At 62.0% G+C, this 26,348-nt stretch carries 23 protein-coding genes; 12 read left to right on the top strand and 11 right to left on the bottom strand.

The annotated features are described in order from the left end of the window. Positions 1-60 precede the first annotated feature (60 nt). Positions 61-255, bottom strand: coding sequence for a DUF7455 domain-containing protein (locus ACRQEC_RS01195; RefSeq protein WP_026428827.1), 195 nt, complete (start codon positions 253-255; stop codon positions 61-63). Between the two features lie 81 nt (positions 256-336). Between ACRQEC_RS01195 and ACRQEC_RS01190 the strand changes: the two genes are divergently transcribed. Further along, on the top strand, positions 337-1,092 hold the full coding sequence (locus ACRQEC_RS01190; RefSeq protein WP_284889550.1) for a 3'-5' exonuclease: 756 nt from the start codon (positions 337-339) through the stop codon (positions 1,090-1,092). Here ACRQEC_RS01190 and ACRQEC_RS01185 read toward each other — a convergent pair. Both ACRQEC_RS01185 and ACRQEC_RS01180 read right to left on the bottom strand, forming a co-directional pair. Continuing rightward, on the bottom strand, positions 1,040-2,830 hold the full coding sequence (locus ACRQEC_RS01185; RefSeq protein WP_435711546.1) for an RNA polymerase sigma factor: 1,791 nt from the start codon (positions 2,828-2,830) through the stop codon (positions 1,040-1,042). The genes ACRQEC_RS01190 and ACRQEC_RS01185 overlap by 53 nt on opposite strands. A 293-nt stretch (positions 2,831-3,123) precedes the next feature. After that, positions 3,124-4,479 (bottom strand): hypothetical protein, encoded by a 1,356-nt coding sequence (locus ACRQEC_RS01180; RefSeq protein ID WP_284889551.1) that lies wholly within the window; start codon positions 4,477-4,479, stop codon positions 3,124-3,126. Between the two features lie 107 nt (positions 4,480-4,586). On the opposite strand from ACRQEC_RS01180, the gene ACRQEC_RS01175 reads away from it, so the two are divergent. Next, positions 4,587-5,627, top strand: a complete 1,041-nt coding sequence (locus ACRQEC_RS01175) for a polyprenyl synthetase family protein (protein WP_284889552.1) — start codon at positions 4,587-4,589, stop codon at positions 5,625-5,627. Here ACRQEC_RS01175 and ACRQEC_RS01170 read toward each other — a convergent pair. After that, positions 5,624-5,965: an Rv2175c family DNA-binding protein gene (locus ACRQEC_RS01170; protein ID WP_284889554.1), complete on the bottom strand. Its 342-nt coding sequence runs from the start codon at positions 5,963-5,965 to the stop codon at positions 5,624-5,626. The two genes, ACRQEC_RS01175 and ACRQEC_RS01170, sit on opposite strands and share 4 nt — an antisense overlap. A 202-nt stretch (positions 5,966-6,167) precedes the next feature. Here ACRQEC_RS01170 and ACRQEC_RS01165 point away from each other — a divergent pair, with 202 nt between their 5' ends. Together ACRQEC_RS01165 and ACRQEC_RS01160 are read left to right on the top strand one after the other, a co-directional pair. Then, positions 6,168-6,662 (top strand): lytic transglycosylase domain-containing protein, encoded by a 495-nt coding sequence (locus ACRQEC_RS01165; protein ID WP_284889556.1) that lies wholly within the window; start codon positions 6,168-6,170, stop codon positions 6,660-6,662. A gap of 36 nt (positions 6,663-6,698) precedes the next feature. Beyond that, positions 6,699-8,375 carry a protein kinase domain-containing protein gene (locus ACRQEC_RS01160; RefSeq protein ID WP_284889557.1) on the top strand — a complete coding sequence of 559 codons (1,677 nt, stop codon included), beginning with the start codon at positions 6,699-6,701 and terminating at the stop codon, positions 8,373-8,375. Between the two features lie 99 nt (positions 8,376-8,474). On the opposite strand, the gene ACRQEC_RS01155 is transcribed toward ACRQEC_RS01160, so the two are convergent. Together ACRQEC_RS01155 and ACRQEC_RS01150 are read right to left on the bottom strand one after the other, a co-directional pair. Continuing rightward, positions 8,475-9,833 carry a class II 3-deoxy-7-phosphoheptulonate synthase gene (locus ACRQEC_RS01155; RefSeq protein ID WP_026428820.1) on the bottom strand — a complete coding sequence of 453 codons (1,359 nt, stop codon included), beginning with the start codon at positions 9,831-9,833 and terminating at the stop codon, positions 8,475-8,477. Positions 9,834-10,008: 175 nt separating this feature from the next. Next, entirely contained in the window at positions 10,009-11,223 is a 1,215-nt protein-coding gene (locus tag ACRQEC_RS01150; protein WP_284889558.1) for a pyrophosphate--fructose-6-phosphate 1-phosphotransferase, read from the bottom strand. A gap of 69 nt (positions 11,224-11,292) precedes the next feature. Here ACRQEC_RS01150 and ACRQEC_RS01145 point away from each other — a divergent pair, with 69 nt between their 5' ends. The 3 genes from ACRQEC_RS01145 to ACRQEC_RS01135 all read left to right on the top strand — a co-directional run bounded on the left by ACRQEC_RS01145 (position 11,293) and on the right by ACRQEC_RS01135 (position 14,500). After that, positions 11,293-11,802 (top strand): SdpI family protein, encoded by a 510-nt coding sequence (locus ACRQEC_RS01145; protein ID WP_284889559.1) that lies wholly within the window; start codon positions 11,293-11,295, stop codon positions 11,800-11,802. Between the two features lie 52 nt (positions 11,803-11,854). Beyond that, entirely contained in the window at positions 11,855-13,738 is a 1,884-nt protein-coding gene (locus ACRQEC_RS01140; RefSeq protein ID WP_284889560.1) for a DEDD exonuclease domain-containing protein, read from the top strand. A 135-nt stretch (positions 13,739-13,873) separates the two neighbouring features. Further along, positions 13,874-14,500 (top strand): superoxide dismutase, encoded by a 627-nt coding sequence (locus ACRQEC_RS01135; protein ID WP_284889747.1) that lies wholly within the window; start codon positions 13,874-13,876, stop codon positions 14,498-14,500. Between the two features lie 154 nt (positions 14,501-14,654). On the opposite strand, the gene ACRQEC_RS01130 is transcribed toward ACRQEC_RS01135, so the two are convergent. After that, positions 14,655-15,656 carry an FKBP-type peptidyl-prolyl cis-trans isomerase gene (locus tag ACRQEC_RS01130; RefSeq protein WP_284889561.1) on the bottom strand — a complete coding sequence of 334 codons (1,002 nt, stop codon included), beginning with the start codon at positions 15,654-15,656 and terminating at the stop codon, positions 14,655-14,657. A gap of 65 nt (positions 15,657-15,721) precedes the next feature. Next, positions 15,722-17,077: a dipeptidase gene (locus ACRQEC_RS01125; RefSeq protein WP_026428814.1), complete on the bottom strand. Its 1,356-nt coding sequence runs from the start codon at positions 17,075-17,077 to the stop codon at positions 15,722-15,724. 188 nt (positions 17,078-17,265) lie between these two features. Here ACRQEC_RS01125 and ACRQEC_RS01120 point away from each other — a divergent pair, with 188 nt between their 5' ends. After that, positions 17,266-17,961: a DUF3043 domain-containing protein gene (locus ACRQEC_RS01120; RefSeq protein WP_284889562.1), complete on the top strand. Its 696-nt coding sequence runs from the start codon at positions 17,266-17,268 to the stop codon at positions 17,959-17,961. An 18-nt stretch (positions 17,962-17,979) separates the two neighbouring features. Here ACRQEC_RS01120 and ACRQEC_RS01115 read toward each other — a convergent pair whose 3' ends face one another. After that, on the bottom strand, positions 17,980-18,393 hold the full coding sequence (locus tag ACRQEC_RS01115; protein WP_234984493.1) for a hypothetical protein: 414 nt from the start codon (positions 18,391-18,393) through the stop codon (positions 17,980-17,982). 93 nt (positions 18,394-18,486) lie between these two features. Next, positions 18,487-18,801, bottom strand: coding sequence for a P-loop NTPase family protein (locus ACRQEC_RS01110; protein ID WP_284889563.1), 315 nt, complete (start codon positions 18,799-18,801; stop codon positions 18,487-18,489). A gap of 125 nt (positions 18,802-18,926) precedes the next feature. Here ACRQEC_RS01110 and lpdA point away from each other — a divergent pair, with 125 nt between their 5' ends. Together lpdA and sucB are read left to right on the top strand one after the other, a co-directional pair. Next, positions 18,927-20,300 (top strand): dihydrolipoyl dehydrogenase, encoded by a 1,374-nt coding sequence (gene lpdA / locus ACRQEC_RS01105; protein WP_087070670.1) that lies wholly within the window; start codon positions 18,927-18,929, stop codon positions 20,298-20,300. An 18-nt stretch (positions 20,301-20,318) separates the two neighbouring features. Continuing rightward, positions 20,319-22,070, top strand: a complete 1,752-nt coding sequence (gene sucB / locus ACRQEC_RS01100; protein WP_284889564.1) for a 2-oxoglutarate dehydrogenase, E2 component, dihydrolipoamide succinyltransferase — start codon at positions 20,319-20,321, stop codon at positions 22,068-22,070. Positions 22,071-23,072: 1,002 nt separating this feature from the next. On the opposite strand, the gene ACRQEC_RS01095 is transcribed toward sucB, so the two are convergent. Beyond that, positions 23,073-23,744 (bottom strand): hypothetical protein, encoded by a 672-nt coding sequence (locus tag ACRQEC_RS01095; protein ID WP_284889565.1) that lies wholly within the window; start codon positions 23,742-23,744, stop codon positions 23,073-23,075. Between the two features lie 315 nt (positions 23,745-24,059). Between ACRQEC_RS01095 and ACRQEC_RS01090 the strand changes: the two genes are divergently transcribed. Further along, positions 24,060-24,761, top strand: coding sequence for a DUF4191 domain-containing protein (locus ACRQEC_RS01090; RefSeq protein ID WP_087070668.1), 702 nt, complete (start codon positions 24,060-24,062; stop codon positions 24,759-24,761). 158 nt (positions 24,762-24,919) lie between these two features. Continuing rightward, positions 24,920-26,344 carry a type I glutamate--ammonia ligase gene (glnA, locus tag ACRQEC_RS01085; protein ID WP_284889566.1) on the top strand — a complete coding sequence of 475 codons (1,425 nt, stop codon included), beginning with the start codon at positions 24,920-24,922 and terminating at the stop codon, positions 26,342-26,344. Positions 26,345-26,348 lie beyond the last annotated feature (4 nt).

Genomic DNA, 26,348 nt, shown 5'->3' with positions numbered 1-26,348 from the left:
CGGGGCACATTAACTCAAAAGCGGCCCGGGTGGGCCGCTGGTGGTGAGATCGAAGAGAAGCTAGGCGATATTTTCGCGTTCGTCTTGAATCTCAAGGGCATCTTCACGCAGCTTATCGAGGTGCTGGGAAGCATGATGGCCGCAGAAGAAAAGTTCTCCATAAGGCAGGCGTACCCGAACGTAAGCCTGGGCTCCGCAGGCATCGCAACGATCCTGCGCGGTCAAGGGAGCTAATTCAGTCAATGTAGTACTCACATACCTATCAAAGCATAAAAGGGCGCGCTTATTCCTGAGGAGAAGATCACCCCGGGCCCGTGCTCTCGGTAAGCTGAACGCATGGGTGTTTCTCAGGCGCACGGTATTTCTTCTGGCTACGCTGCCCTCGATTTGGAAACCACCGGTTTAGATGCGCGCACTGACCGGATTGTGGAGATCGGGGTGGTGCTTCTGGATGAGCAGGGCAACCCGGAGCGCGAATGGGACAGCCTGGTGAACCCGCTGCGGCCCATGGGAGCTACGGAAATTCACGGGGTACACGCTGCGGAAGTGGCACAGGCGCCGTCGTTCTCACAACTGCTCCCCCACGTGGAACGGTTGCTACACGGGCGTATCCTCGTGGCGCATAATGCCCGCTTTGACCTGGGTTTTCTCAACGAGGCTTTCCGCCGGGCCGGAAGCCCGCTACGTATCCCGCTCAGCGCCGCCGTGTGCACGATGGATCTCTCGCGCATTTACGTTCCTGAGGGGCGCCATTCCCTCATGGCCGTGGCGCGTCGGGCCGGCATTGAGATAGAAGAACACCACCGCGCCATCACGGATGCGCGTATGTGCGGGCGGCTCCTGGCGGAATATCTGCGCCGGGAGGCGCGCGGGGAACGCTACGCCACCCGCGCGCACAGCAGAGACGGGCGGGAAATAACAGCAGCGGCGTGGGACGATGCTCGCCGCCACGCCGCTGAGATTATTTGGCCCACCCCGCTATTCGAGGTGGAGTTCCCGGGTGTGCGCCGCGCGCCTCGGGAACCTGCCACGCCTGGTTTTACTCCAGGTAGTCACGCAGCACCTGCGAACGGCTCGGGTGGCGCAGCTTAGACATGGTCTTGGATTCGATCTGGCGAATGCGTTCACGGGTGACCCCGTAAACCTTTCCGATTTCGTCCAGGGTTTTCGGCTGGCCGTCGGTGAGGCCAAAGCGCATGGAAACCACCCCGGCTTCGCGTTCGGATAGGGTATCGAGAACGCGATGGAGCTGCTCTTGGAGCAGGGTGAAGCCCACGGCGTCCGCCGGGACCACCGCTTCGGAATCCTCAATGAGGTCACCGAATTCGGAATCGCCATCTTCACCGAGCGGGGTATGCAGGGAAATGGGTTCACGACCGTACTTTTGAACTTCGACGACCTTTTCTTCGGTCATATCCAGTTCTTTCGCCAGTTCCTCGGTGGTTGGTTCCCGCCCGAGTTCCTGGAGCATTTGGCGCTGGACCCGCGCGAGCTTATTGATGACTTCGACCATATGCACCGGGATGCGGATGGTACGGGCCTGGTCTGCCATCGCTCGGGTAATGGCCTGGCGAATCCACCAGGTGGCGTAGGTGGAGAACTTATAGCCCTTGGCGTAGTCAAACTTTTCGACGGCGCGCACCAGCCCCAAATTCCCTTCCTGAATAAGATCAAGGAAGAGCATGCCGCGGCCCGTGTAGCGCTTAGCCAAGGAAACTACCAGGCGAAGATTCGCTTCGAGCAGGTGGTTCTTGGCGTGCTTGCCATCGCGGGAAATAATCCGCAGTTCACGGATATAGGCGTGGTCTTTCTCCTTATCAAGATTGCCCTGGTCCAGCAGATGCTGGGCGTATAGCCCGGCCTCGATTCGCTTGGCGAGTTCCACTTCTTCCGCTGCGTTGAGCAGAGGCACTTTACCGATCTGCTTGAGGTAGTCCTTAACCGGATCCGCGGTGGCACCGGCAACGTGAACGCGCACCGCCGGTTCATCCGAATCATCGGAATCCTTGACGGTGAAACCACCCCGGGAATTACGCCCGGTTGTTTCCGTTTTGGCGGCACTATCCGTTTCCTTATCGGCTTCGTCCTCTTCTTCCTCGGGCTCCTCTTCGGAGTCCTCAGAATCGTCTTCGTCATCCTCGAGATCGTCGTCGAGATCTTCGGCATCAACATCCTCAGCATCGACGTCGAAATCTTCATCCTCGAGATCCTCATGTTCTTCAGGATCTTCCGGTTCTTCCTGCTTAGCGGTAGCACGCTTCGAGGTAGCCTTCTTCGAGGTGGAAGCCGCCTTGGATTCGGCCGCCTTGGACGTGGTCTTCTTCGCGGCAGTCTTGCGGGTGGCCGACTTCTTAGCGGCCGGCTTCTCCTCCTTGGCTTCCGCTGCGGCCGCGGTCGCATCCTTAGCGGCCGCCGCAGTTTCCGGAGCTTCGGCTTCAGTGGCTGCCTTCTTGGTGGAAGCCTTCTTAGCCGCGGTGGACTTTGAAGCGGTGGACTTCGCGGTGGTGGCCTTCTTGGTGGAAGATGCCGAAGAAGCTGCCTTGGATTCGGCCGCTTTAGATTCAGCCGCCTTCGATTCGCTTGCCTTGGAGGTGGTCTTCTTGGTGGCAGTCTTCTTGGTAGTGGTGGCCTTGGTGGCAGTGGCCTTCTTAGCGGCCGGCTTCTTCGCAGCCGTTGTGCTTTCGGAAGCGGTAGCTGCCGAGGTGGCCGATGCCGTGCGACTGGAGGAGCGAGAAGCCGCCTTCTTCTTCGTACCCGAAGCGGATGCGGAGACCGCGGTGTCCTTTTCCACGGCAGCGGTTTCTTGTGCACTGGCAGACTTTGTGGCCACGTGAGACCTTTCCCTAGTGTTATCAACGAATGCCGAGAACCGGCACGGGGTATCCACCCCAAAGAGCTACTTAGCGGAACGCGCCCGACCCGCTTTTTGTTCCCCAGCCTCCCCAACGTGCCGATCCTCACATAGCATTCTTATCCTCGGCGACTATAGTTCTCCCACTTCCGCGAGCGCGAACTTTCCCTTCGCCGTGAACTTCTGCCGCCGCGAAATTCCGTGCCCGCGCGAACCTCCGCGAGCGCGAACTTCCCCGCCGGCGCACGTGCCTCTTTCACGCACGCAGCTACTTAGGCTGCTTGCCTACCAGGTCCGTAGCGATCCATAGTTTCCGGCTCTTGGCCCACAGCTTTCGGCTCAATATCCACCGAACCACTCGATGTGGCCGCGTCACCAGGCCCGTCGCCATCCGCGTTGGCAGGGCCTTCACCATCCACGTTGCCAGGCCCGTCGCTATCCGCGTCCCCTTCACCGCCACTACCAGCTTTGGCGCGCGAGCACCTGCCACCCCCGTTCGGGCCGAGCAGCCAGGGTGGCAGCGCGTTCCATTCGGCAGCGTCTTTGAGCATGCGCGCCAGGCGTGAGCCGGAATTGATCTCCAGCGCTTCTTGAGCACGCAGCGCGGTCATGGAGTTTTGCCCCACCCACCAGGCTAAATACGCTGAGCAGGCATAGGGAACCTCCACTCCTTCCGGAGCCAGCCGAGCTAATTCATCCAGCAGTGCCATCATCCCCAAAGCCCGCACGATATTGGGGCGCTCCCCCACCCCGGTGGCGAAGCCCACCGCGGGATCAACGGAAGACATCGGTAGCAGCGGATCGTGTTCGAGGGAAACCTGCAAGATTTTATCCCGAATAGGAATATGCGTGAGCCCGGCCAGGGCCCGCCCCGCTTCGCGGGTGGTGATGCGCGGCGGGCCGGCTTTGCGGCGGCGCACCACCCGGGAAAGGAGCATATCCCAATGCTCTTCCAGGGCCGTAACCTCCTCCCCGCGTGCTTCCTCCATCGCCGCCGCGGTATTACGCATCCGGGTGGGGCTGGCTTTGACGATATTGCGGCTCGGTTCTTGATCCAGCGGAGCCGAACCCTTATATACAAGAGCAGCCGCCGCCTCGGTGGATTCCAATTCTTCCCAGCGGCAAAATGTTTCTTCTCCCATATCCATAAATCCTTCGTTATCGGCAATGAAAAAATCACAACTCCACGCATCGCGAGTGCCCGGGTCGCCATCCCAGAGCCGGGAAAGAGCGGCGCAGAGCAGCTCCAGGAGGGCCAGGACCGAAGCAAATTCGCGGGTGTGCGCGAAGCGAACAAAACTTGGGCAGTACACCACCGCCACGCAGCTGAACATGCGGCAGGCAGCTACCGCGTCTGTTATCTGCCGCGCAACATAGGGTGAGATAGGGCCGGCACGCAGATCCACCCGGATAAGCGGCGTTTCACCCCCGGCCACGGCAACTTCCGGCGGCTCGGAAGATTCCAGAGAACCGAGCCATTGCGGTAGTTCCTCCCCATCCGGGCCCAAAGCCCGGTGTATTTCCGGGCTTCCCCCGAAGAGTACGAAGTGGTGGCGCGGGTAATAGCCCAGCAGATGGGGAATAACAGCGAGGGCATCGCGCGGATGATGAAGTGTGATTGTGTCCATAGGGCTAGATAACCAGCTTCGGCAAGCGCGTGCTCGCGAGTGCCGGTACCCTGTGGATGGGGCGCGCACCTCACGAATCTGTGGATAAAAGAAGCGGAGCACGAGCAATGGAGTGGAGCACTCGCGATTTCACCAACGGGGTTGATAGCCGTATTGAGGCGCGTTTGGATTCGCTGCGCCGTTGGAATCAGCCCGAGGTGGAGGATTTCATCGATACGGTTACCGCGCTGGCGTCCGGTGGTAAGCGGACCCGGGCGCGGCTGGTGCGGGCTGGGATGCTCGCTACTCTCCCGGATCCTACCTGCGCGGATATGGTGGCGGCGGTACGTTTGGGCGCGGCCGTGGAGCTTTTCCAGCTCGCGGCCCTTATTCACGACGATATTATTGACGCCTCTGCCACGCGCCGCGGGGTCCCCACGGTGCATGCCGAGCTGGCGAATTATCACCGCGCATCGGGCTGGGATGGTTCCCCAGAACGCTACGGTTTCCGTGCCGGTTTGATTGTGGGTGATGCCGTGCTAGCACTGGCTTCCCAGGAAGCGGTGAGCGCCGGGCGCAGTGCCCCCCTCGAGCCGTTTTTCACCATGTGTGAGGACGTTGGTATCGGCCAGTTCCTCGATATCCGCTGCGAATACACCCGCGCGGCTACCCGGGAAGATATCAGCGCGATTATCACCCATAAAACGGTCTCGTATTCCGCGCTCTTCCCCCTGCTTATCGGAGCGGCGCTCGCCACCCAGCCCGCCCCGGAAACAATCGCAGATTTGCGGGCTTTCGCCACGCCTTTCGGTGAGGCCTTCCAATTGCGCGACGATATCCTCGGGATTTTTGGCGACCCGGCCGTCACCGGCAAACCCGCCGGTGATGACCTCACCGAAGGGAAAAACACCTTCCTCTTCCTCGAAACTTTGGAGCGGGTCAGCGAGGTGGATGCCCGATGGCTGCGGTCTTTGCGTGGGAAGCGCCTGAAGGGCGACGACGTCGTTCGCGCTCAGGCCCTCATGGAGGACTCCGGAGCGCGGGCTCACGTGGAAAAGATGATTCGCCAACGTGAAGATAGTGCGCGGGCTATCTTGCCGCGCCTGAACGAGGCCGCCCGCGAGAGCTTAGGGGAGCTCCTCCAGCGCCTGCGTTCGCGCACCCACTAAAAAGCCAGGCCGGCGATAACGCGCCGGACCGCGTGGGTGTGCCCGCCAATCAGTGCGCCCAATGGGGTGTCACGTAGTTCCGGTTCGAAGCGGCGTAGCCATTCCTGGGCTTCGTCGTCGTTATATCCGGCATCACGCAAGGAGATAATGGTGCCGCGCAGCGAGGGCAGGGGTACGCGCCGCCCATCTTTCACCACGAATTGCCCCGCATCTGCATAGAGCGCGTTATTTTCCCCGCGCCGCACCGCCAGGAAACGGGCGTCGCGCAGCTGGGAGCGTACCGTACGCAGATCGATCTCGAGGTAATCGGCCAGCTCCGGAAGGCTCAACCACGTCACAGTTGTATTCTCTTTTTCCACGCTTCCCATCTTAATGCCGCGCCCGCTCAGGCGCGCAGGTGGGCAAGGGCGCGGCGTCGTCGCCATTACAAAATCGTCACAATCTGGTGACATTTTCACAACAGTGCACTATTGTCACAAGTGGAACAGCGGCCGGGGCGCAATTGAGATGTCCCCCGCACCGGCCAGGAAGTGAGAAACGGTGGGATCGAAGGCGAATCTGGCGCGTTTGCGGGCGCAGGCACCGGCCCCGCGCTACGAGCTTTCGCACGCGGAAATCGCGGCGCGTTTGAATGCGATTATCGCCCCGAGCCGGGCGGAAACGCAGAAGATGGTGCGTGATACGGCGGCGCTTATGGGCGTCAATCCTCGGCTTGCAATGGCGCATGCCTATATTGAATCCGGTTTCAATTCCCGGGCGCTTTCCCCCAGCGGGGCGGCGGGTGTGATGCAGCTGATTCCCGCGGCTTCGCGGTGGGCGGGGCGGATGGTCGGTCGGGATCTGGACTGGCTCATTCCCGCGGATAATATCACCGCGGGCATCGCGATTATCCGCTATTTGCAGCGCCACACCTCCAGTACTCACGAGGCGATTGCCGCCTACTATCAGGGCCTGGCGCGACTGCGGGAGGCGGGGCCGTATCCCTCTACCCAAAAATATGTGCTGCGGGTCTTGCGCGCGGCCAAGAGTTTCTAAACGCGGCGTTGCGAAGCGGCGCGCTACCCTAGGTGTGTGACTATTCCTTCCCTGCCGGCCGGGTGGCTTGAGGGCCGCTACCGTCTCGACGCCCCGGTGGCGCGCGGCGGGATGGCCACGGTGTACCGCGGCTACGATACGAAGCTGGATCGCGTGGTGGCGATCAAAATTATGCACCCCGATTTGGCCGCCCTCGATGATTTCACGCGGCTTTTTCAGCGGGAGGCGCGGGCGGTTGCCGCGCTGAGCAGCCCGCATATCGTCACTATTTATGACCGCGGGGTGTGGAACGACGGCGCAGCTGAGCGCGCGTACCTCGTCATGGAATACGTGCCCGGCCCCACGCTACGCCACGAGCTGGAGCGCCTGGGTTCTTTCCAGCTCGGCACCGCACTCAACATCTGCGACCAGGTACTCCAGGGCCTGGCCGCTGCCCACCGGGCCGGCATTATTCACCGGGATATCAAGCCGGAAAATATTTTATTCGACGACGCCTGCCCGCCTCCCTCCCCCGTCCGCCTTCCACAGCTCGCGGTGACGGTGACCGATTTCGGCTTGGCCCACGCGGTAAGTGCTTCCTCGGGGGCGCTACCGCGTTGGGGAACTCTTGCCTATACCGCTCCGGAAGTTTTGGAGCAGCGAGCGGTGAGCCCGGCCTGTGATATTTATGCCACCGGCCTGGTGCTTTTTGAGTTACTTGCCGGGCGCCTGCCCTGGGCCGGGTATTCAGCCGCGCAGCTCGCGGCGGCCCAGGCCCGGGAAGATCTGCCGCGCCTGGCCGGGGAAAATCCGTGGCTGCCGGCGCAGGTCGATTCTTTTATTGGGGTGCTCACCGCGAAAAATCCGGCGGATCGCCCGGCGAGTGCCGTGGAGGCCCGTGAGTTGCTGCGCCCGCTGCGGGCTAGCGTCGCTGATGATGCCGCGCTGCGGCGTATTCCGGTCACGCCGCGCCGCCCGCAGCCGGTGCACCGTGAAGATGTGTCGGGCGGTAATGGCGGCGCCGAGCTGGAGACCGCGGCTGGAGCAAGAACGGAGCACGCCACCACGCTCAATGCTGGAGCGGATGCGACAGTTCCGGTGCGCGCCCCGGCGCACCGTGCCCCGTCCGTCCTCCGCCCCACCCGGAAACTTACGGCGCGACCGGCAAGCTCGCAGCAAGATACGGCGCGCTCGCAGCGCGGTGCGGGAACATCGGGGCAGCACACCGCTGGGCGGCGGCGCGCCCGCGCGTGGCGGATTGCCGCCTGGGTATGCGCAATTGCGCTGCTTGCTGGGGCAGGCGGTGCCACGTGGGCCCTCACGGCCGGCCCGTGGGCGCGGGTAACGGTGCCTGAACTTGCCACCGGTCTCACCCAGGCACGCAGCCAGATGGAGGCGCTCGGGCTCACTGTGGAAACGGAAGTGCGCAGCGGGAACGGTGCGGCACCGGGCACCGTGCTGGGCAGCGATCCGGAGGCGGGGAGCCGGGTGCGCCCGGGGAGCACGGTTGAGCTTCTCATTGCCGGAGCGGCCCTGGACTGTACCGTTCCCGATGTGGCGGATATGGCGGAAGCGGAGGCACGCGCCGTGCTTGAAAAAGCGGGCTTCCAGGTGCAGGTGCGCTATCGGGAAACCCGGGCTGCCGCGCCGGGCACCGTGCTGCGCCAGGATCCTGGCCCCAGCATCAGCACTGCACCCGGGCAGAAGGTCACCCTTATTATTGCGGCGCGGTAGCCAGGCCACACTCGCCCGGGCACGCTCGCCCCGGCACCCGGCCGCGAACGCACCCAAGCAGGGCCGCGGCAACGCCAGGCCGCGCGCCCAGCCCTCGTTTTACAGGTGCACGTCGCGCAGCATTTCGGCCAGCTGATAGGCCAGCTCGAGGGACTGCTGGTGGTTCAGGCGCGGATCGACCAGCGATTCGTAACGTTCGGTGAGGGTCTCTTCGAAGATTTCTTCGGAGCCGCCCAGCACCTCCGTCACGTCATCCCCGGTCAGTTCCACGTGAATACCGCCCGGGTGGCTACCGAGAGCTTCATGAACCGCAAAGAACCCGCGGATTTCCGCCATAATATCGCTCAGCCGGCGGGTCTTAATTCCATTGGAAGCCTTGATGGTATTTCCGTGCATGGGATCCGAGACCCAGGTAACCGGGCGGCCATCACGCTGCACCGCTTCCACCAGGGGCGGCAGGGCTTCTTCCACCCGCCCGGCTCCCATGCGGGTAATGAAGGTGAGTCGGCCCGGTTCACCTTCCGGATTGAGCTTATCGATAAGGGCGAGAGCGGTATCTGGCGTCGTCGTCGGACCTAATTTCACCCCGATCGGGTTACGTGCGTGGGAGAACATTTCCACGTGGGCGCCATTAACATCACGGGTGCGTTCCCCGATCCACAGGAAGTGGGCGGAGGTGAGGTAGGGCTCGTGAGTGCGCGAGTCGATGCGCATCATAATTTCCTCGAAGGGCAGCACCAGGCCCTCGTGGGAGGAATACAGTTGTGTTTCTGCCAGCTGGGCGCCGTCGACCCCGGCCGCGGTCACGAAACGCATGGCGCGATCAATTTCGCTCGCGGTTTTTTCGTACCGCACGTAGGCCGGGTTGGCAATAAAACCGCGGTTCCAATCGTGCACGGAACGCAGGTCGGCGAAACCGCCGCGCGTGAAAGCCCGCATGAGGTTGAGAGTGGCCACCGAGTACAGGTAGGCCTCCTCCAAACGGTGCGGATCGTGGCGGCGCGCCGCGGCCGTGAATTCGTGCCCGTTGATGGAATCGCCCAGGTAGGAGGGCAGGGTGGTGTCCCCAATAGTTTCGGTGGCTTGGGAGCGCGGCTTGGAGTACTGGCCGGCCATCCGCCCGATTTTCACCACCGGCACCGAAGCCCCGTACGTCAAAATAACCGACATTTGCAGGAGGGTGCGCACCTTGGCACGGATGCGATCCGCGGTGATTTGCTCGAAAGATTCGGCGCAATCCCCACCCATGAGGACAAAAGCTTCGCCGCGTTGCGCGGCCGCGATACTTTCGCGCAGCCGATCGCATTCGCCCGCAAAAACCAGGGGCGGCATTTTCGCCAAGCGCTGCATAACCGCAGCGAGCTCTGCTTCATCCTCGTAATGAGGTTGGTGCAGAGCGGGCTTCTCGCGCCAGGTGTGGGCCAGCGCGGCAATTTTATGAGTATCGTCCTCAAACATAATCGAAATTTTAGCCCGGAACGAGCGCGCGGGCGGAATTGCGTCGATGCAATGAGACGCGCGCGGCACGAAAACTCGCCCCGCACAAAAAACTCGCCCCGCACCAGGTCAACCGGTACGGGGCGAGCAATCAGGTGTACAGCCTAGCTAGCAAGAGCCGCGGCTTACCCACCGCTTAGGCGTGCGGGCGGACCTCCTGGCCGATGGCCTTCATGGTCTCCACGAACCAATCCTGGGTGATATCGAAAGCCTTGTGGCCCTTCACCCGCGGGAAAGCAATATTGGTGAGGACGTTACCGTTTTCCTCATCGTGGCCGATGAGGCCGGGCTTGCCTTCCAGGGCGCACTGCACAGCCAGATCCACCATGCCCTTGATGAGGCGCAGGTCCTCAGCATTGGCGTGCCAGGCGCGTGAGAAGTATCCGGACTTCTGCACCATGACCTTTTCCGCGCCGAGCTTCTGCGCGAATTGCTCCGCGAACCAACGGCCCGGATTGACCTTATCGAGCTGGACGTGCCCGAAGGGATCGCGCGGCACTTCCTGGCCGGCGGCTTCCATTTCGGCCACGATTTCATCCACGCCCGCACCTTCGGAAAGGAAGATATTGACGTTGCCAATCTCATCCATAATCTTCTTCAGGCGCTCGGCTTCGCCGTTGATATCCAGCGCCATTTCGGGCAGGAACACGGCGTGTACATCCCAGCGTTCCTTGGTCAGGCCCAGCGCCGGAGCCCATTCCTGCTCCTGAACCCAATCGTGGTAGTACTTGGAGGCCTGCGCGGTGAGGTACCCGCAATTGCGCCCCATCACTTCGTGCACGATGAGCATGCGCGGGTTGGAGCGATGCTCGCCAATAATATGCTGGGCGTAAAGCGAGGCTTCTTCCGCGGCGGTCCAGGCACCCAGGGACTGGCGCACCGGAATAATGTCATTATCGATGGTCTTGGGCAGGCCCACCACCACGAGGTGATGCCCGTTTTCTTCCAGGTAGGCAGCCAGATCCGCGGCGGTGGTATTCGTATCATCACCGCCGATGGTGTGGAGCACATCCACGCCATCTTCCACGAGGCGCTGGGCAGCGAATTCCAGCGGATTCACGCCTTCTTCCACGAGGCCACGCTTGACCAGATCCGCGGTATTGGTCAGCTTGACGCGGGAGTTACCGATGGGCGAACCGCCGAAACGGTGCAGGATATGGGCCTGTTCGCGCCCTTCCTTATCGATGGTGATGTAATTCCCGGTGAGCAGCCCGTGGTAGCCATGCTGGTAGGCAATAATTTCCACATCGGGCGCAATTTCCGTATAGCGCTCAATGAGGCCACCCACGGCCGAGGACAAACACGGGGCGAAACCTCCGGCGGTCAAGAGCGCAACGCGGCGGACAGTCATCGTTAACCTTCCGTTTCTGATTGGGGGATTATTCCGCTGTTGATTATACCCGCCGCTATAGTGTCTTTCATGGGAGAAGGACCTACGGGCGAGCGCCCCGATAATAGCTTCGATGCGCAGTGGGACAAGATCGCGCGCGAACTAGAAGCCGAAGGCGTGGGCGCGAATATCGATAGCGCCCGCGGTGGCGGGGTGGCGCTACCTCCGGTGGATACTTCCCCGCGTTACACCGATGCCGCGTGGGCGCTGAGTGGTGGGCGCGCGGCCGGCCCGCGCGATTGGTCCCCAGCCCCGGAAGATTCAGATTTTTCTGACGACGACGCCACTTTTGACCCGGCCTCTCGCGAAGAATACTACGTTCCCCAAGCCCCCGCCCACCGCTACGCCAGTCTCGCCTGGGTGGCCACCGGGGTGCTGGTCCTCATCAGCGCGCTCATGTTTATCGGGCTGCTGCCCGCGCCGCGCCTAACAGCCTGGATCCTGGCCGGTGGGGCGCTGGTGGGCGTGGTGGTCGCCATTATTTTGACGGCACCCGCCCGCGAAGATACCGATCCGTACGACGACGGCGCCCGCCTGTAGCACGCTACTTCCGCGCGAATTTATGTCGTAGCTCCGCGCTAGGGTAAAAAGCATGACAGCACGGCATATTCCGCGGCCCGGCACCCGGATCGATACTGAACCTATTGAGGTGTATCGATCCGGCCGCCCGTTGCTGCCCCGCCAACTGGAATTCGCGGATCTCGGTACTCCCCTGGAGGAAGTGACCTTCGTGGTGGTCGACGTGGAAACCACCGGAGGGAGGCCCGGGGCGCATTCACTTACCGAAATAGGGGCGGTGAAAGTGTGCGGCGGGGAAGTGGTGCAGGAGTTCTCTTCTCTCATTAATCCCGGGGTGCCCATCCCGGCCCAGATCACCGTGCTCACCGGAATCACCACCGCGATGGCGATGGGCGCTCCCCCGCTCAGCGAGGTTCTCCCTGCTTTTCTCAATTTTCTAGAGCCTAATGCCCCAGCGCTTGACGGTGGCGCACCTGTTCCCGGCGGTGGGACTCCCGTTCCAAGCAGTAGAGTGCCGGCCCGAAACCGGGCAGCGGAGCCACCGGTGCTCGTGGCTCATAACGCCCGCTTTGATATGTCCCATTTGCGCGGGGCGTGCGAAGCGATAGATGTGGCGTGGCCGCGGCTGCGTGTCCTCGATACCCTCGGGCTGGCGCGGCGTATTTTCACCCGCGATGAAGTCCCCAACCATAAATTGAGCACCCTGGCTGGCTACTGCCGCGCCGCGGTGCAGCCAAGCCATCGTGCCCTCGATGATGCGCGGGCCACCGTAGATGTGCTCCACGCAATGATCGGGCGGCTCGGTCCGCTGGGAGTCACCCATATTGAGGACCTGCTCACCGCATCCAATCCGGTTCCGGCCCGCCGGCGCCGCCGCGCCGTGCTCGCCGACCACGTGCCACACGGCCCGGGTAGCTACCGTTTTATCGGCCCGAATGATGAGGTACTCTACGTGGGCAGCTCCGGGAATATGTACCGAAGGGTGCGCCAATATTTCACCGCCGCGGAAAAACGCCGCCGCATGGCAGAAATGGTAGAGCTGGCCACCCGGGTAGAAACCACGCCCACCGCCACTCTGCTGGAGGCACGGGTGGTGGAGCTGCGCGATATTACCCGCTTCGACCCGCCCTATAATCGCCGCTCGCGCCGCCCGCAAACTCGCACCTGGATCAGCTTGGACACCACGCCCGTGGCGCGCCTGAAAATTACACGCAGCTGTTCAGCAATGGAGGTCGCGAACTCCCTCGGGCCTTTCGGTTCCCGCACCGCTGCCCGGCGTGCCGCTGAACTCATCGGGGATGAAGCCGGGCTCAACCCCGCCGGCCTCAACGTGCCCCGCCAGGCGGATCTGAGCGATTGCCCGTGCCATTTTGCTTCCCACGCGCCCTGCTATCTTCCCCCGCGCGGCACCGTGAACACCGCCCCGGTGGCGATCTCCCGCGCCCGGCGGCTGCTGGCCGGCTCCCTTGCCGAAGTATGGGATCACCAGATGGCCCGCATTGCTCGCCTGGCCGGTGCGGAGCGTTTCGAAGAAGCCGGAGTGGAACGCGACCGGCTTTCGGCACTCCTCACCGCCGCACACCGGCGGGAATTGCTGATTCCGCTGTGGCAAGCAAGCTGCGTCGTCGCCGCATCTAAACGAGAGGACCACTGGGAAATCATCCTCGCAAGTTACGGCAGGCTGCTTGCTACCGCGACGGTCAGCGAAGCCCGCGATGTTCCCGAACATGCCGCAACGCTCCGCCACGCAACTCCCCTGCTCGCGGCTCCCGCCCGCGCCGCCGAGCACGCCCACCCGGAGGAAACCCAACTCCTGGCCGCATGGCTAGCTGATCCACGTTCGCGAGTACTCGCCATTGAGGGCGAGGTTCCCCTCGCGGTCCCCCTCGCCTCCGCCCACCGCTTCGCCGCTTCCTTCCCGGGCGCCGAAGAATCGCCCGGCTTGGCTGAGCGCTAAACCTCCCCCATTCTCGCCACCTATGTGCCGGACACCACATATACTGATGGTGTTCGCATTCAATTACTGTTCGGAGATTCCGAACATATCTCAACAGGGCGGCACCGCGATACCGCCCAGAATTGGAGTATGAGAATGGCAACCTACACCCTCCCCGATCTTCCCTACGATTACGCGGCACTCGAACCGCATATTTCCGGAAAGATCATGGAGCTCCACCACGATAAACACCACAAGACCTATGTAGACGGCGCCAATAAAGCCCTGGAGAACCTTAGCGAGGCTCGCGAGAAGGGTGATTTCGCGGCGGTGAACCAGTACACGAAGGATTTTTCTTTCAATCTGGGCGGTCATATTAACCACTCGATTTTCTGGACCCTGCTCTCCCCCAACGGCGGAGGGCAGCCGGAAGGCGAACTTGCCGAAGCCATCAAGGATTCCTTCGGTGATTTCGCTACCTTCCAGAAGCAGTTCACGGCTGTGGCCACCGGCATTCAAGGCTCGGGCTGGGCGGTGCTCGGCTACGATTCCGTGGCCGGCAAACTGGTGATCTACCAGATGTATGACCAGGCCAATAATGTGCCCGCCGGGGTGCTGCCCGTTTTCCAGCTCGATATGTGGGAGCACGCCTTCTATCTTGACTACCTCAACGTCAAGGCCGATTACGTCAAGGCGATCTGGAATATCGTCAATTGGGAAGAAGCCGGGCGGCGTTTGGCCACCGCCCAGGAGCAGGCCGCCGGCCTCCTCATTCGCAAATAAGTCGGGCGCGAATCGATTTAGCGCTATTCAGTGATAGCACGAAGGGCGAGGCTCCTCGCAGAGGCACCTCGCCCTTCACGTTATCCTGGCCAATTTTGGCCCTATCCGAAACCGCCGGAAGCTACCCGGTAGCTACCCAGTAACTACCTGGCAACTACACCGCGGAGAGAATATCAACCACCACGGCGATGGCCTGGGCCGGATTATCCTTACTGGGCACGCTCAGCAAAACCCGGGAGCCCACCGGCACCCCGGCCAGGGGCGCGAAAATCTGCTGGGTGGACGGAACCGAACGCGGCCCGGCCGGGTAATTCGCGGTTGTGGGAACCCAGGTGTTTTCCGCGTGGGCGTTATCCCACTGCGCGGCCGCGAACTGGAGCACATAGGTGCCCTTCTCCGGGAGGGGAGCCCCGCTGCCGCGGGCAATCACCGTGGCCTTGAGCTCCGCGGGAGCTTCCGCGCCCTCTTTCACCCGGATCTCGGTAATGGGCTGACCCAAGTCCCCCTTGTAGTCCACCGGGAGCGCATCAGCCGCGGTTTCCACCGTGGCACCGGCCTCACCCGCGCTCTTCGCGTTCCAGGCATCCAGAATTTCCACGTAGAACGCGATGGTATCCGTGGCCCCGATGGAGCCATCCTGGGTACCGCCCGAAGGTCCGTACCCCCACTTCGCCGGGATGGACAAAATCAACTTGTCCCCCACGTGGGCCTTGGCCAGGGTGTGGCTCCAGCCCGGGATCACCTGGGCGAGCGGGAATGTGGCCGGAGCATTACGCGAATAGGAAGAATCGAAAGGCTCGTTCTTCCCCCACACTTGGCCCACGTAATTGACCTTGGCCACCGCATCGGCGCCAAGTTCCGCGCCGCTGCCCTGTTCGAGCACCCGCACCCGCACATCCGCGGGAGCATCCCCCTTCGGGAACTCCAGCAGCGGTGCCTGCGCCGTGCCACCCAGGGACGGCATGCCCTCCTCCGAGTACACGATTTCGGGGACTTCCCCGGGGGCGGGGCTTTCCACCGCGCCGCTTGCCTCAGCACTTGCGGATTCGGAAGCAGCTGGTGTTGAGCTAGCTGCGCCGTCGTTCCCACCCGAACATGCCGCGAGGCTGCACGCAAGCAAGGCCGCCGTGCAGCCCGCAAGAATTTTCTTTCCCATCAATGTCACTTTCTTCATCCCGTTCACGCCGCGCGAGTGCGCCGCGGCCTTCGCGTATCCGCGCTTTAGCGGCTTTCGCCCGCGCCCAGTTTCTCCAGGAGCAGCGCCTCCGCCAGAATAGCGTTACGCCAATCGCCCAGGTGCAGGGATTCGTTATGAGCGTGAGCGCGGGCGTCCGGATCTTCCACGCCGGTCACCAGAATCTCCGCCTCCGGGAAGACTTCCGCGAGGTCGGAAATGAAGGGAATGGACCCGCCGGTGCCGATGTCTACCGATTCGTGACCGAAGGCTTCGCTGAGGGCCTCGCGAGCCAGATGCATGATGGGGGTATCCTCCCCGGCCTTGAAACCGGAACCCGCTTCCGCAACTTCGGTAACCACGGTGGCCCCGAACGGCGCCTGCGCCTCAATGTATTCGGCCAGCAGTTCGCCGGCGCGCTGGGGATCCTGACCGGGAGCCACCCGCATGGAGAGGAAAGCCCGCGCGGAGGGAATCACGGTATTGGAAGCTTCCGCGGTGGAGGTCACGTCCATGCCGATCACGGCGATGGAGGGTTTCGTCCACATGCGCGAATTGAAGGAGCCGGTGCCCAGGAGCTGCATGCCGGGCAAAATCGCGGCATCGCGGCGCAGGTGCTCTTCTTCGTAATCGACGTCGGCATCATCCCACGCATCCAGGCCGGGAACCGCAACGTCACCGTTCTCGTCGTGCAAGGTGGCGATAATCCGCGCTAGGGCGGTCACCGCATCGAGAGTGGGCCCACCGTACTGGCCCGAATGCACGCCGTGGGTGAGAGTGGACACTTCCACCCCCAGGCGCACAACGCCGCGCAGCGACGTGGTCAAGGAGGGCACCCCCACCTTCCAGTTACCCGAATCAGCCACCACGATGGCATCAGCCTCGAGGCGATCCCGGTAGGTTTCCAGGAAAGCGTGGAAGGTAGGCGAACCGATTTCTTCTTCGCCTTCGATGAAGAGGGTGACGTTCACGGCCAGGTCATCGCCGAGGGCCGAGATCGCGGCCATATGGACGAGCACGCCCGCCTTATCATCGGCGGTGCCGCGCCCGTACAGGCGCCCGTTCTTTTCCACCGGCTCGAAAGGATCGGATTCCCAGCCGTCCAGGGTGCCCTGCGGCTGCACATCGTGATGCGCGTAAAGAAGAATGGTGGGCTTATCATCGCCGACGTGCTTATGGGCGAGAATCGCCGGGCGGCCCTTCCCCTGGGGCGTTTCCAATTCAATAATATCGACGTCGAAACCGCGTTCGCGGGCCATGCGCGCCACGAATTCTGCGGATTCACGCACTTTCGCCTGGTCAAATGCATCGGCGGAAACGGAAGGAATACGGACAAGGTCCTCAAGCAAAGCACGATGGACGGGCAGGGCCTCATCCACGCGCGCAACAAGATCACTACTCATACGTCCTAGGGTACCGGGTTCGCGCCCGCGGGCGCGGCGGGTGCTGAACAACGACGGCACAGGCCGCGGGTGGCCGGCTTTACGTGAAGAGCTGCGGTAGTGTGCGCGGGTAATGGACAGGGCGGCCGCGCGCGAACGGTTAGACTATTCTCGTTCAAGGCATAGTTGGCGACGACGCAGGAGTTGAGATGGCATTCGGCCGCAAGAAAGAGGCATTAGAAAAGGCGCAAGAACAGGCAGCCCCCGCCCCCACTCATCCCAAGGGATATACCCCGGGCAAGGGAGCCCCTACCCCGAAGCGTAAGGACGTGGAAGCGCGCCACCGCCGGCCGATTATTTCTGATAAATCCTCGATGACCCGCGAGGAAAAGAAGGCCCGCAAGGCCGAGGAACGCGCCCGTTCTTCCGAGCGTTGGGAACGCGAACAAACCGCGATGAAAACGGGGGATATTCGGAATATGCCCCTCGCTCACGCGGGTGTGCAGCGGGCTTTCGCGCGCGATGCTCTTGATTCGCGCTTCCAGTTCTCCTCGCTCATGCTTTTCCTGGCCGTCATTATGATCGCGGGTGTTTTCACTCTCACCCGCTTCCCGTTGGTCTTCAATGTGTTTGTTATTACCTGCTACGCGATCCTGGTGCTCATGGCCCTGGAATCGTGGTGGCGGGCCCGCCAGGTGCGCACCCTGGTCGAATACAAATACGGGGAGGATAAGACTCCGGATCGCCTGGTCGGGCAGATGATGTCGCGCGGTTTCACCCCGCGGCGCTGGCGCATGCCCCGCCCCATGGTGAAATTCGGTGAGTACCCCGAGGGCGGCACTCCCGCGGATCTCAAGAAGGCGCGGGAAGCGAAGAAAGAAATGAAGCGGGCCGCAAAGGGCTAAAGCGAAGGGCTAGCGAGATTACAGATTGCGCTGGGCGATGCTAGCTGGCCGGGACCACATAATCCAGGCCAGCCCGGCAATGGCCCCGAGGGTGGGAAGGTAATAATAGGTGGCTCCGGCCTGATACCAGGGACTCACCTGGTGGAAAAGATCAGGGATGACCACGCCCACCACGGCCATCACAATATTGGCGCTCCAGCAGGTGGTGGCCACCCAGCGCATCCGCCGCCCATTATGGAGCGAACCGGCGCAGGCCAGCACCCACACAAGCGCCGCCACCAGGGTGGTGGTCATGCGCCCGGGATAGCCCAGCTGAAAATCTTCGGTGCCCGCAACAATGGCCCGCCACACAAAAATGGCGGCCCCCAGGCTCAGCGCAATGAGGAGGAAGAGAGGCCAGCCCACGGCGGTGCGCCTCTCGTCTCGGATCATTTCACTATTCACCTGGCTCCTCCCAGAATCCTGCACTGGCTGCGCGCCCCCCTCGCGGAGCTGACCGCGGAGACGACGTACCATCATAAACCTTTAAGCGCGCCGGTGCTCCGCGTTCCAACGGCGCACCGACTCGGGATAGCCGGTGCGATTAATTTCGTAGAAAGGTATGCCCAGTTCACGGGCAAGTTGTGCTCCGGCTGCCAGATCGGGCACCCGCCGGCGGGTCCACTCCCCGCTGCGAGCAACGAGAAGAAGAGCCGCCGACTCACGCGGAGTTTCCACCTCAAAATAAGCTTCCACCCCCGCGCGAGTCTCGATGAAATCGGCGAAGTGTTTCGCCGTCGCCGAACGGCGAGCACCGCCGTGAGCAGCACGGGAACGGGAGCGACGCGAAAAAAGACCCATACGGTGATTTTAGCGACCCTCGCTGGGAGCGTGATGCGTCCCAGATAACACCTCGGCATGGCAGAATATAGGTATAGCGGCTCTTGTACCGCATTCCAAAATGTTGTATTGCGAAGGGAAATCCTGTGGCAGAAACGAAAGAGTACGACGTCGTCATCCTCGGTGGCGGCAGCGGCGGCTACGCGGCCGCGCTTCGTGCCGGTCAGCTCGGCCTGACCGTTGCTCTTATTGAGGCTGACAAGCTCGGCGGTACCTGTTTGCACCGCGGGTGCATCCCCACCAAAGCATTGCTGCACGCCGCTGATGTTGCTGATGAAATGCGCGAAGGCCCGTCCATCGGCGTGAAGGGTTCCTTTGAGGGCATTGATATGCCCACCTTGCAGGCCTACAAAAACGGCGTGATCGAGAAGATGTTCAAGGGCCTGACCGGCCTGGTCTCCTCGCGTGGAGTAGAAATTGTGCAGGGCTGGGGCAAGCTCGTCGCGAAGGACACCATCGAAGCTAATGGCGTGCACTACCGCGGCAAGCACGTTGTGCTGGCCTCCGGTTCCTACTCGAAGACCATCGGCCAGGAGATCACCGGCCGCGTCCTCACCTCCACCGAAGCGCTGGAGCTGGGTGAGGCCCCCGGATCCGTGATCGTGCTGGGCGGCGGGGTCATCGGGGTGGAATTCGCCTCCGCGTGGCGCTCCTACGGTGCGGAAGTCCAGATTATTGAGGGCCTGCCGCGCCTGGTCCCCAATGAGGATGCGGAAGTGTCCAAGAATCTGGAACGCCAGTTCCGCAAGCGCGGTATTAAATTCGCCACCGGAACCATGTTTGATCACCTCGAACAAACTGATCATTCCGTCAAGGTTTTCACCCAGGACGGCAAGGAATTCGAGGCGGATTACCTGCTCATCGCTATCGGGCGCGGTCCGGCGACCGCGAACCTCGGCTACGAAGAAGTCGGGGTGAAGATGGATCGCGGTTTCGTGCTCACCGATGAGCGCCTGCGCACGAACGTTGATGGAATCTACGCGGTGGGCGATATTGTGCCCGGCCTCCAGCTGGCACACCGTGGTTTCCTCCAGGGTATTTTCGTTGCTGAAGATATTGCGGGCCTCAACCCCAAGGTGATTGACGAAACGAAGATCCCGCGCGTCACGTTCTGCACCCCGGAAATCGCCTCCGTGGGCCTCAATCAGGATAAGGCTGAGGAAGAATACGGCAAGGAAAATATCACCACTGCCACCTTCAACCTCACCGGGAACGGCAAGTCCCAGATGCTGGGCGCGGCCGGTTTCGTCAAGCTGGTTGCGGTCAAGGATGGCCCCATTGTGGGCTTCCACGCCATCGGGGCGCGCATGTCCGAACAGATTGGCGAAGGTGAACTCATGGTGGCCTGGGAAGCCTACGCGCAGGACTTCGATGGTCTTATCCACGCCCACCCCACCCAGAACGAAGCAATCGGCGAAGCGGCACTGGTCCTCGCGGGCAAGCCGCTCCACAACCACTAAATCGAGGGAGATAACTCTATGTCTGAACCGTTGAAGATGCCCGCCCTGGGCGAATCCGTCACCACCGGTACCGTGACCGCCTGGCTCAAGCAGGTGGGCGATACTGTTTCGCTCGACGAGCCGATTGTGGAAGTCTCCACAGACAAGGTCGATTCGGAAGTCCCCTCCCCCGCGGAAGGCGTGATCGAACAGATCCTCGTCCAGGAAGATGAAGAAGTTGAGGTGGGTGCCATCCTCGCCTATATCGGTGATGGCTCCGGCGTGGCTGCTCCGGCAGCTCCCGCCAGCAATGCGGCGCACGCCGAAGAAGCGGCTCCGGCTGCAGCTGCCGCACCTGCCGCACCCGCCGCGCCGGCTCCGCAGCAGGGTGGCTCGGCTGCCACCGGTGTGGAAGTGAAGATGCCCGCTCTGGGCGAATCGGTCAATGAGGGAACTGTTACCTCCTGGCTGATAGCCGAAGGCGACGAAGTCGAAGCCGACCAGCCCATCGTGGAGGTCTCCACGGACAAGGTCGATTCGGAAGTCCCAGCCCCGGCCGCCGGCATCATCCAGAAGATTGTGGTCCAGGAAGATGAAACGGTTGCGGTGGGCACCGTCATCGCTTATATCGGCGACGGCGCAGCCGCGCCCGCCCCCGCGGCTCCCGCCGCCGGTGCGGCCTCGGCTGAAGCACCGGCCAGTGTGGCAGCGGTCCAGGAACCGGCTTCCGGGACCCCGCAGCACGGCACCCCGGCCCAGCAGGAAAACCAGGCGAACACGCCGAATCTGGATACGGCTGATGCCGGTACCGGGTTCTCCGAACCGGATGCTTATATCACTCCGATTGTGCGCAAGCTCGCCAAGGACTTGGATGTGGACCTGTCCGGAGTCAAGGGCTCCGGCGTGGGCGGGCGTATTCGCCGCCAGGATGTGGAAGCGGCAGCCGCGGCCGCGAAGAAGGCTGCGGAAGAAGCCGCGCGTGCCCAGGCCGCTGCTTCCCAGCCGGCCCCGGCAGCTGCACCCGCGCCCGCCGCGGCGAAGAAGTCCGTGCCGAGCGCACCGTCCGCTGAGGCAGCTCAGCTGCGCGGTACCACCGCGAAGATGACGCGCCTGCGCCAGACGATCGCCAAGCGCATGGTGGAATCCCTCCAGATTTCGGCGCAGCTGACCACCGTGATCAAGGTGGATGTCACGAAGATCGTCAAGCTCCGGGAAGCCAATAAGGCTGCTTTCGCCGAACGTGAAGGCACCAAGCTGACCTACCTGCCCTTCTTCGTCAAGGCCGCCATCGATACCCTGAAGAACCACCCGAAGCTCAATGCCACCATCAAGGACAATGAGGTGAAGTACTTCGATTACGAGAATATCGGCATCGCGGTGGATACCCCGAAGGGCCTGTTCGTTCCGGTTATCAAGAACGCGGGCGATCTCAATATCGCCGGCCTGGCCCGGGCGATCAACACCGGCGCGGCCAAGGTACGCAATGGCGAAGCAGCTGTCGATGACCTCACCGGCGGTACCTTCACCATTACAAATACCGGCTCGAACGGCGTCATGTTTGACACCCCGGTCATCAACCAGCCCGAGGTAGCCATCCTGGGTATCGGCGCGATTATGCGCGAACCCGGCATCGTCAAGGACGCGGACGGCAATGAATCCATCGGTATTCGTTCCTATCTCTACCCGGCGATCACCTACGATCACCGTTTGGTCGACGGCGCAGATGCTGGCCGGTTCCTCAAGGAATTCAAGGCCCGCCTGGAAGAAGCCGATTTCGAGGGTGCGTTCTAAGGAACTAAAGAACTAAGAACCTTGGTTCCTCTGGGTTACGCAGTACACCTAGGATGCTACGTAACTCGGTGACACAACCTCAGTCGCGCGCGTGATCGCGCGAACGGGAAGCTCCCCGGTTCCGGTAGTGCTATCTGGCATTCCGGATACCGGGGAGTTTTCGGGTTAATAGCCGGGGTAATAGCCAAAAATAGTTGCTAATGACGGCGTGCCGGTGGCGCGGGTCCGACCCGGTACCGCAACGAACCGGACCCGAAAACAGAGTGTACGGGCGACCGGCGCGGTGGGCTTCGGCGCGTACTGTCCACAAAAAGCAACCACAGCTACATTAACTTTTCCGAATCGTGCACTGGTGTTGCTTTTTGTGCGCTCCTGGCTCTGGGCGTTGCATCCTGTCGCTCCTCCGTGTCGAGGCGTTGCTTTTTGAGAGCTTCCGCGCCGAGAGGTTACATTCTGTGAACCCTGGCGTTGTGGTGTTGCTATTTGCCGGTGCCAACACCGGGAGGTTGCATTTTGCGAGCACCTTCGCGGACCGGTCTATGCTTGTATACCCCTGGGGGCAAGTAGGAATTGCGTGGGCCAACAGAGTGTACGTGGGTGACAGTTTTTCCCTGCTTTATTGTCAGGCGGTCGGTGTCAAGTAGTTGTGAAAAATATAGCTACTATAACATGTAGAGATATAATGGTTACGGTTTGCGCCCTGCTTAGGCCGCCCGCTTGGCCCGGAAAACAAAGTGGGTGTGAGAGCACCGTTTTCAGCCGGTTTTATGTTCCTTATGCCCATTCTGTGGGACGCAGTGTCCAGAATGCCCGTTTTGTTGCCTCGCTGGAGCATCGCTGCCCCGTGGCCGGCGGGGCAGGGTGTTTTTCCGGGATGTACTGCCGATGTCGTACATGCGAAGTACATCCCGGAAAACATATAGCCCCTCCCCAGGTGCTGGTGTGACTCCTGAGGTTCGGTTGATGGAACCTCGGTTGATGGGCCCTCGCCGGCGGCCGCCGTTACGGGCACGGATGAACCGCCACGATCCTCCACGGCTGCGGGCTCAGCTGCCAGCGCGCACACCGCTCCGGTTGCGGCCCGATAGTTTCCCCGCTGGCGAGAACGAGACTGCGCTGCACCGTGACAACTTCAAGAAGGTTCTCCCCCACCCAGAAAGCTTCCCGCACCTCGGTTTCCACATGCGCTACCGGAGTGTTCTCCAGCACGCTACGCAACTTCGCATCGGCTGCCGCTGCTTCACCTTCCGGCACGCTCAAGGCGCTCAGCGCTGCTATATCACCCGCGCTAATAGCGGCATCGCGCGCCGCCACCAGCTGGCGAGCCACCGCCACAGCATCCGGCTCCGACGCGAGATCTGCACCAGCGCCTGACACCGGGCTCTGGCCGGGTACCGAACGGTCGCCAGGCCCCGGGCTGTCACCGTACCCCGGGCCCTCGCCAGGCACCGCGCCATCGCCATACCCCGAGTCTTCTCCCCGCACCGGATCCGCGGGGGCCTTGTTCACCGTGGGTACCAGCGCGCCCAGCGCCATTCCTACCAGTACACCTGCCACCATCCCGAGGACGCACAGGCGCACCAACATAGCCACCCGCCCGTCGCTAGCTCCGCTTACCCCGCCTACGCCACATGCCCCGCGTGCCCCGCGCCGATTCATCACTGTGCCTGCCATAGGCGTACTTCACCACCGCCGGCCCATCTCGTCCAGAAGCCATCCACAGGAAGGCCCGCCACTGCGTCGTTATCCACAAGCCGCTCGCGCCGCACACCTGACGCCGCACGCCGCAGCCGCACGCCTCCCACCTCCCGCCTCCCGCAGAGTTCTCGAGCACATCACCACGCTTGCCCTCGATGCCGAGGTCACCGCAGGATCCATACCTCCACCCCGAACGGTCCGCCAGCGTGAGATTGGGCCAGGCGCTCAACAAAACCGGCGCTATCGTCTAGAATCGACGGGGACTATCGAGAAGGATCTAAAAGGAATCAGATGGCACAGGATAAGAACAAGGGCGCGAAGAAGAAGCCGGGCTTTTTCAAGACTCTACGTGACGCATTCACCATCGCGAAGCGCACCTACAAGCATCTGGGCTGGTGGCTTGCCCTGGCCGGGCTCGCGGGCCTGGGAATTGGCATTCTCCTCGGTTTCCTCACCAAGAGCTGGATCGCGTGGACCGTTTTCGGGATCCTCCTCATGCTCCTGCTTCCCATGCTGCTTCTCACCCGGGCGGTGCGCTCGGCTAGCTACGCGCAGCTGGATGGCATGCCGGGAGCCACCTCCGCGATTCTCGATTCGCTGCGCGGCTCGTGGGTCAAGCAAACTGAACCGGTGCGTTTCAACGCCCGCCACCAGGATTTCGTTTTCCGCCTCATCGGGCGCCCCGGCGTGGTTCTGGTTGCCGAAGGCCCCATCTCACGTACCCGCAAGCTCGTTGATGATGAGCGCCGGGCTATCCGCCGGGTAGCCCCGAATGCCCCGGTGCACGCCATTTTCATGGGCAATGGCGAAGGCCAGGTTCCGCTGGCCAAGATTGAAAAGGCTATTAAGAAGCTGAAGAAGGAAATTTCCGCCCAGGAAGTTTCTGCCCTGGCCCAGCGCCTCGAAGCTTTGGGGAATAAGGCACTCAATATCCCCAAGGGAATTGATCCCACTAATATTCGCGCTAATCGGCGGGCCCTGCGCGGCCAGTAGGCCGCGCCGTCGTCGTATATATTTCGTATCCGCCCGGGGAATTCCACGTGAGTTCTCCGGGCGGAGGCACGCCCGGAGGTTTTTGGAGCCGGGGCAGCACGCTAAACTACATGGGGTAACCGCACCGCTAGCCGCGCCGCGCGCCGGGAGGAGTCCGCATGTTCACAAGTGTCGCCGAAGCTGCCGAGTTTATCGCGGAAAACGAGATCGAATTTCTTGATATTCGCTTCTGTGACCTGCCTGGCGTGATGCAGCATTTCACGGTACCCGCCACCCAGGCAACCGCCGAAAAAATGAACGAGGGCTATATGTTTGATGGCTCCTCGATCCGCGGTTTTACCTCGATTCATGAATCGGATATGAAACTGCTTCCGGATGTTTCCACCGCTTTTGTGGATCCGTTCCGTTCCGAACCCACCCTCGTCATGAATTTCAATGTGGTGGATCCGTATACCGATGAGCCTTTCGCGCGCGATCCGCGCAACGTTGCCGAACGCGCCGAGGCGTACTTGCGTTCCACGGGTATTGCGGACACGATTTCGGTGGGTGCGGAAGCCGAGTTTTATTTATTCGACGACGTGCGCTATGACACCACGGTCAATCATTCCATGTACGTGATTGATTCCAATGAGGGCTCGTGGAATTCGAGCCGCTTGGAGCCGGGCGGGAATACCGGCTACAAGATTCCCCACCAGCAGGGCTATTTCCCGGTGGCGCCGGTGGACGCGAACGAGGATGTGCGTGACCTCATGTGCCAGTATTTGGCGCAGGTGGGTCTGGATGTAGAACGTGCCCACCACGAAGTGGGCTCGGGCGGCCAGCAAGAAATCAATTATCGCTTCAATTCTTTGCGCGCCGCGGCGGACGACCTCATGAAATTCAAGTACGTCATTCGCCGAGCTGCCGATGTGTGCGGGAAAACTGCCACTTTTATGCCCAAGCCGCTTTTCAATTCGGCCGGCTCGGGGATGCACTGCCATATGTCGCTGTGGAAGGATGGCCAGCCGCTTTTCCACGATCCGCGCGGCTACGGGCAGCTATCGGACCTGGCGCGCTGGTACGTGGGCGGTTTGCTGGCCCACGGGAAGGCGCTCGCGGCCTTCACTAATCCGTCCGTGAATTCCTACCGCCGCCTGGTTCCCGGTTTTGAGGCGCCGATCAATTTAGTGTATTCGGCGCGTAACCGTTCGGCCGCGATCCGGATTCCGCTGAGCGGGAATTCCCCGGCGGCCAAACGTATTGAATTCCGGGTTCCCGACCCGACCGCCAATCCCTACCTGGCTTTCTCCGCGGAGCTCATGGCGGGCCTGGACGGCATCCGCAACCGGATTGAGCCGCCGGCCCCCATCGATAAGGATATTTACGAGCTGCCGCCGGAAGAATACGCGGATATCGAGACGATTCCGGCCTCCCTCGATGCGGCTTTGGCCGAGCTGGAAGCCGATCACGATTTCCTCCTCGAGGGGGATGTGTTCACCGAGGACTTCATCGCCACCTGGATTAAATACAAGATGGATGCGGAAGTGACCCCGCTGCGGGCCCGCCCCCACCCGTACGAATTCGAGCTGTACTACACGCTCTAACCAG

Source organism: Actinotignum saccati (genome assembly GCF_051265055.1).
Lineage (GTDB): Bacteria > Actinomycetota > Actinomycetes > Actinomycetales > Actinomycetaceae > Actinotignum.
Note: the sequence above shows the minus strand (reverse complement) of the source record. Positions and strands in the feature narration are given on the sequence as shown.

Coding starts and splice junctions, on each gene's coding strand:
- ACRQEC_RS01135 (WP_284889747.1), top strand. CDS start 13,874: ATGGCAACCTACACCCTCCCCGATCTTCCCTACGATTACGCGGCACTC.
- ACRQEC_RS01095 (WP_284889565.1), bottom strand. CDS start 23,744: ATGGCAGGCACAGTGATGAATCGGCGCGGGGCACGCGGGGCATGTGGC.
- ACRQEC_RS01115 (WP_234984493.1), bottom strand. CDS start 18,393: ATGATCCGAGACGAGAGGCGCACCGCCGTGGGCTGGCCTCTCTTCCTC.
- ACRQEC_RS01145 (WP_284889559.1), top strand. CDS start 11,293: ATGGGAGAAGGACCTACGGGCGAGCGCCCCGATAATAGCTTCGATGCG.
- ACRQEC_RS01090 (WP_087070668.1), top strand. CDS start 24,060: ATGGCACAGGATAAGAACAAGGGCGCGAAGAAGAAGCCGGGCTTTTTC.
- ACRQEC_RS01175 (WP_284889552.1), top strand. CDS start 4,587: ATGGAGTGGAGCACTCGCGATTTCACCAACGGGGTTGATAGCCGTATT.
- glnA (WP_284889566.1), top strand. CDS start 24,920: ATGTTCACAAGTGTCGCCGAAGCTGCCGAGTTTATCGCGGAAAACGAG.
- ACRQEC_RS01140 (WP_284889560.1), top strand. CDS start 11,855: ATGACAGCACGGCATATTCCGCGGCCCGGCACCCGGATCGATACTGAA.
- ACRQEC_RS01120 (WP_284889562.1), top strand. CDS start 17,266: ATGGCATTCGGCCGCAAGAAAGAGGCATTAGAAAAGGCGCAAGAACAG.
- ACRQEC_RS01190 (WP_284889550.1), top strand. CDS start 337: ATGGGTGTTTCTCAGGCGCACGGTATTTCTTCTGGCTACGCTGCCCTC.
- ACRQEC_RS01150 (WP_284889558.1), bottom strand. CDS start 11,223: ATGACTGTCCGCCGCGTTGCGCTCTTGACCGCCGGAGGTTTCGCCCCG.
- sucB (WP_284889564.1), top strand. CDS start 20,319: ATGTCTGAACCGTTGAAGATGCCCGCCCTGGGCGAATCCGTCACCACC.
- ACRQEC_RS01180 (WP_284889551.1), bottom strand. CDS start 4,479: ATGGACACAATCACACTTCATCATCCGCGCGATGCCCTCGCTGTTATT.
- ACRQEC_RS01130 (WP_284889561.1), bottom strand. CDS start 15,656: ATGGGAAAGAAAATTCTTGCGGGCTGCACGGCGGCCTTGCTTGCGTGC.
- ACRQEC_RS01155 (WP_026428820.1), bottom strand. CDS start 9,833: ATGTTTGAGGACGATACTCATAAAATTGCCGCGCTGGCCCACACCTGG.
- ACRQEC_RS01125 (WP_026428814.1), bottom strand. CDS start 17,077: ATGAGTAGTGATCTTGTTGCGCGCGTGGATGAGGCCCTGCCCGTCCAT.
- ACRQEC_RS01110 (WP_284889563.1), bottom strand. CDS start 18,801: ATGGGTCTTTTTTCGCGTCGCTCCCGTTCCCGTGCTGCTCACGGCGGT.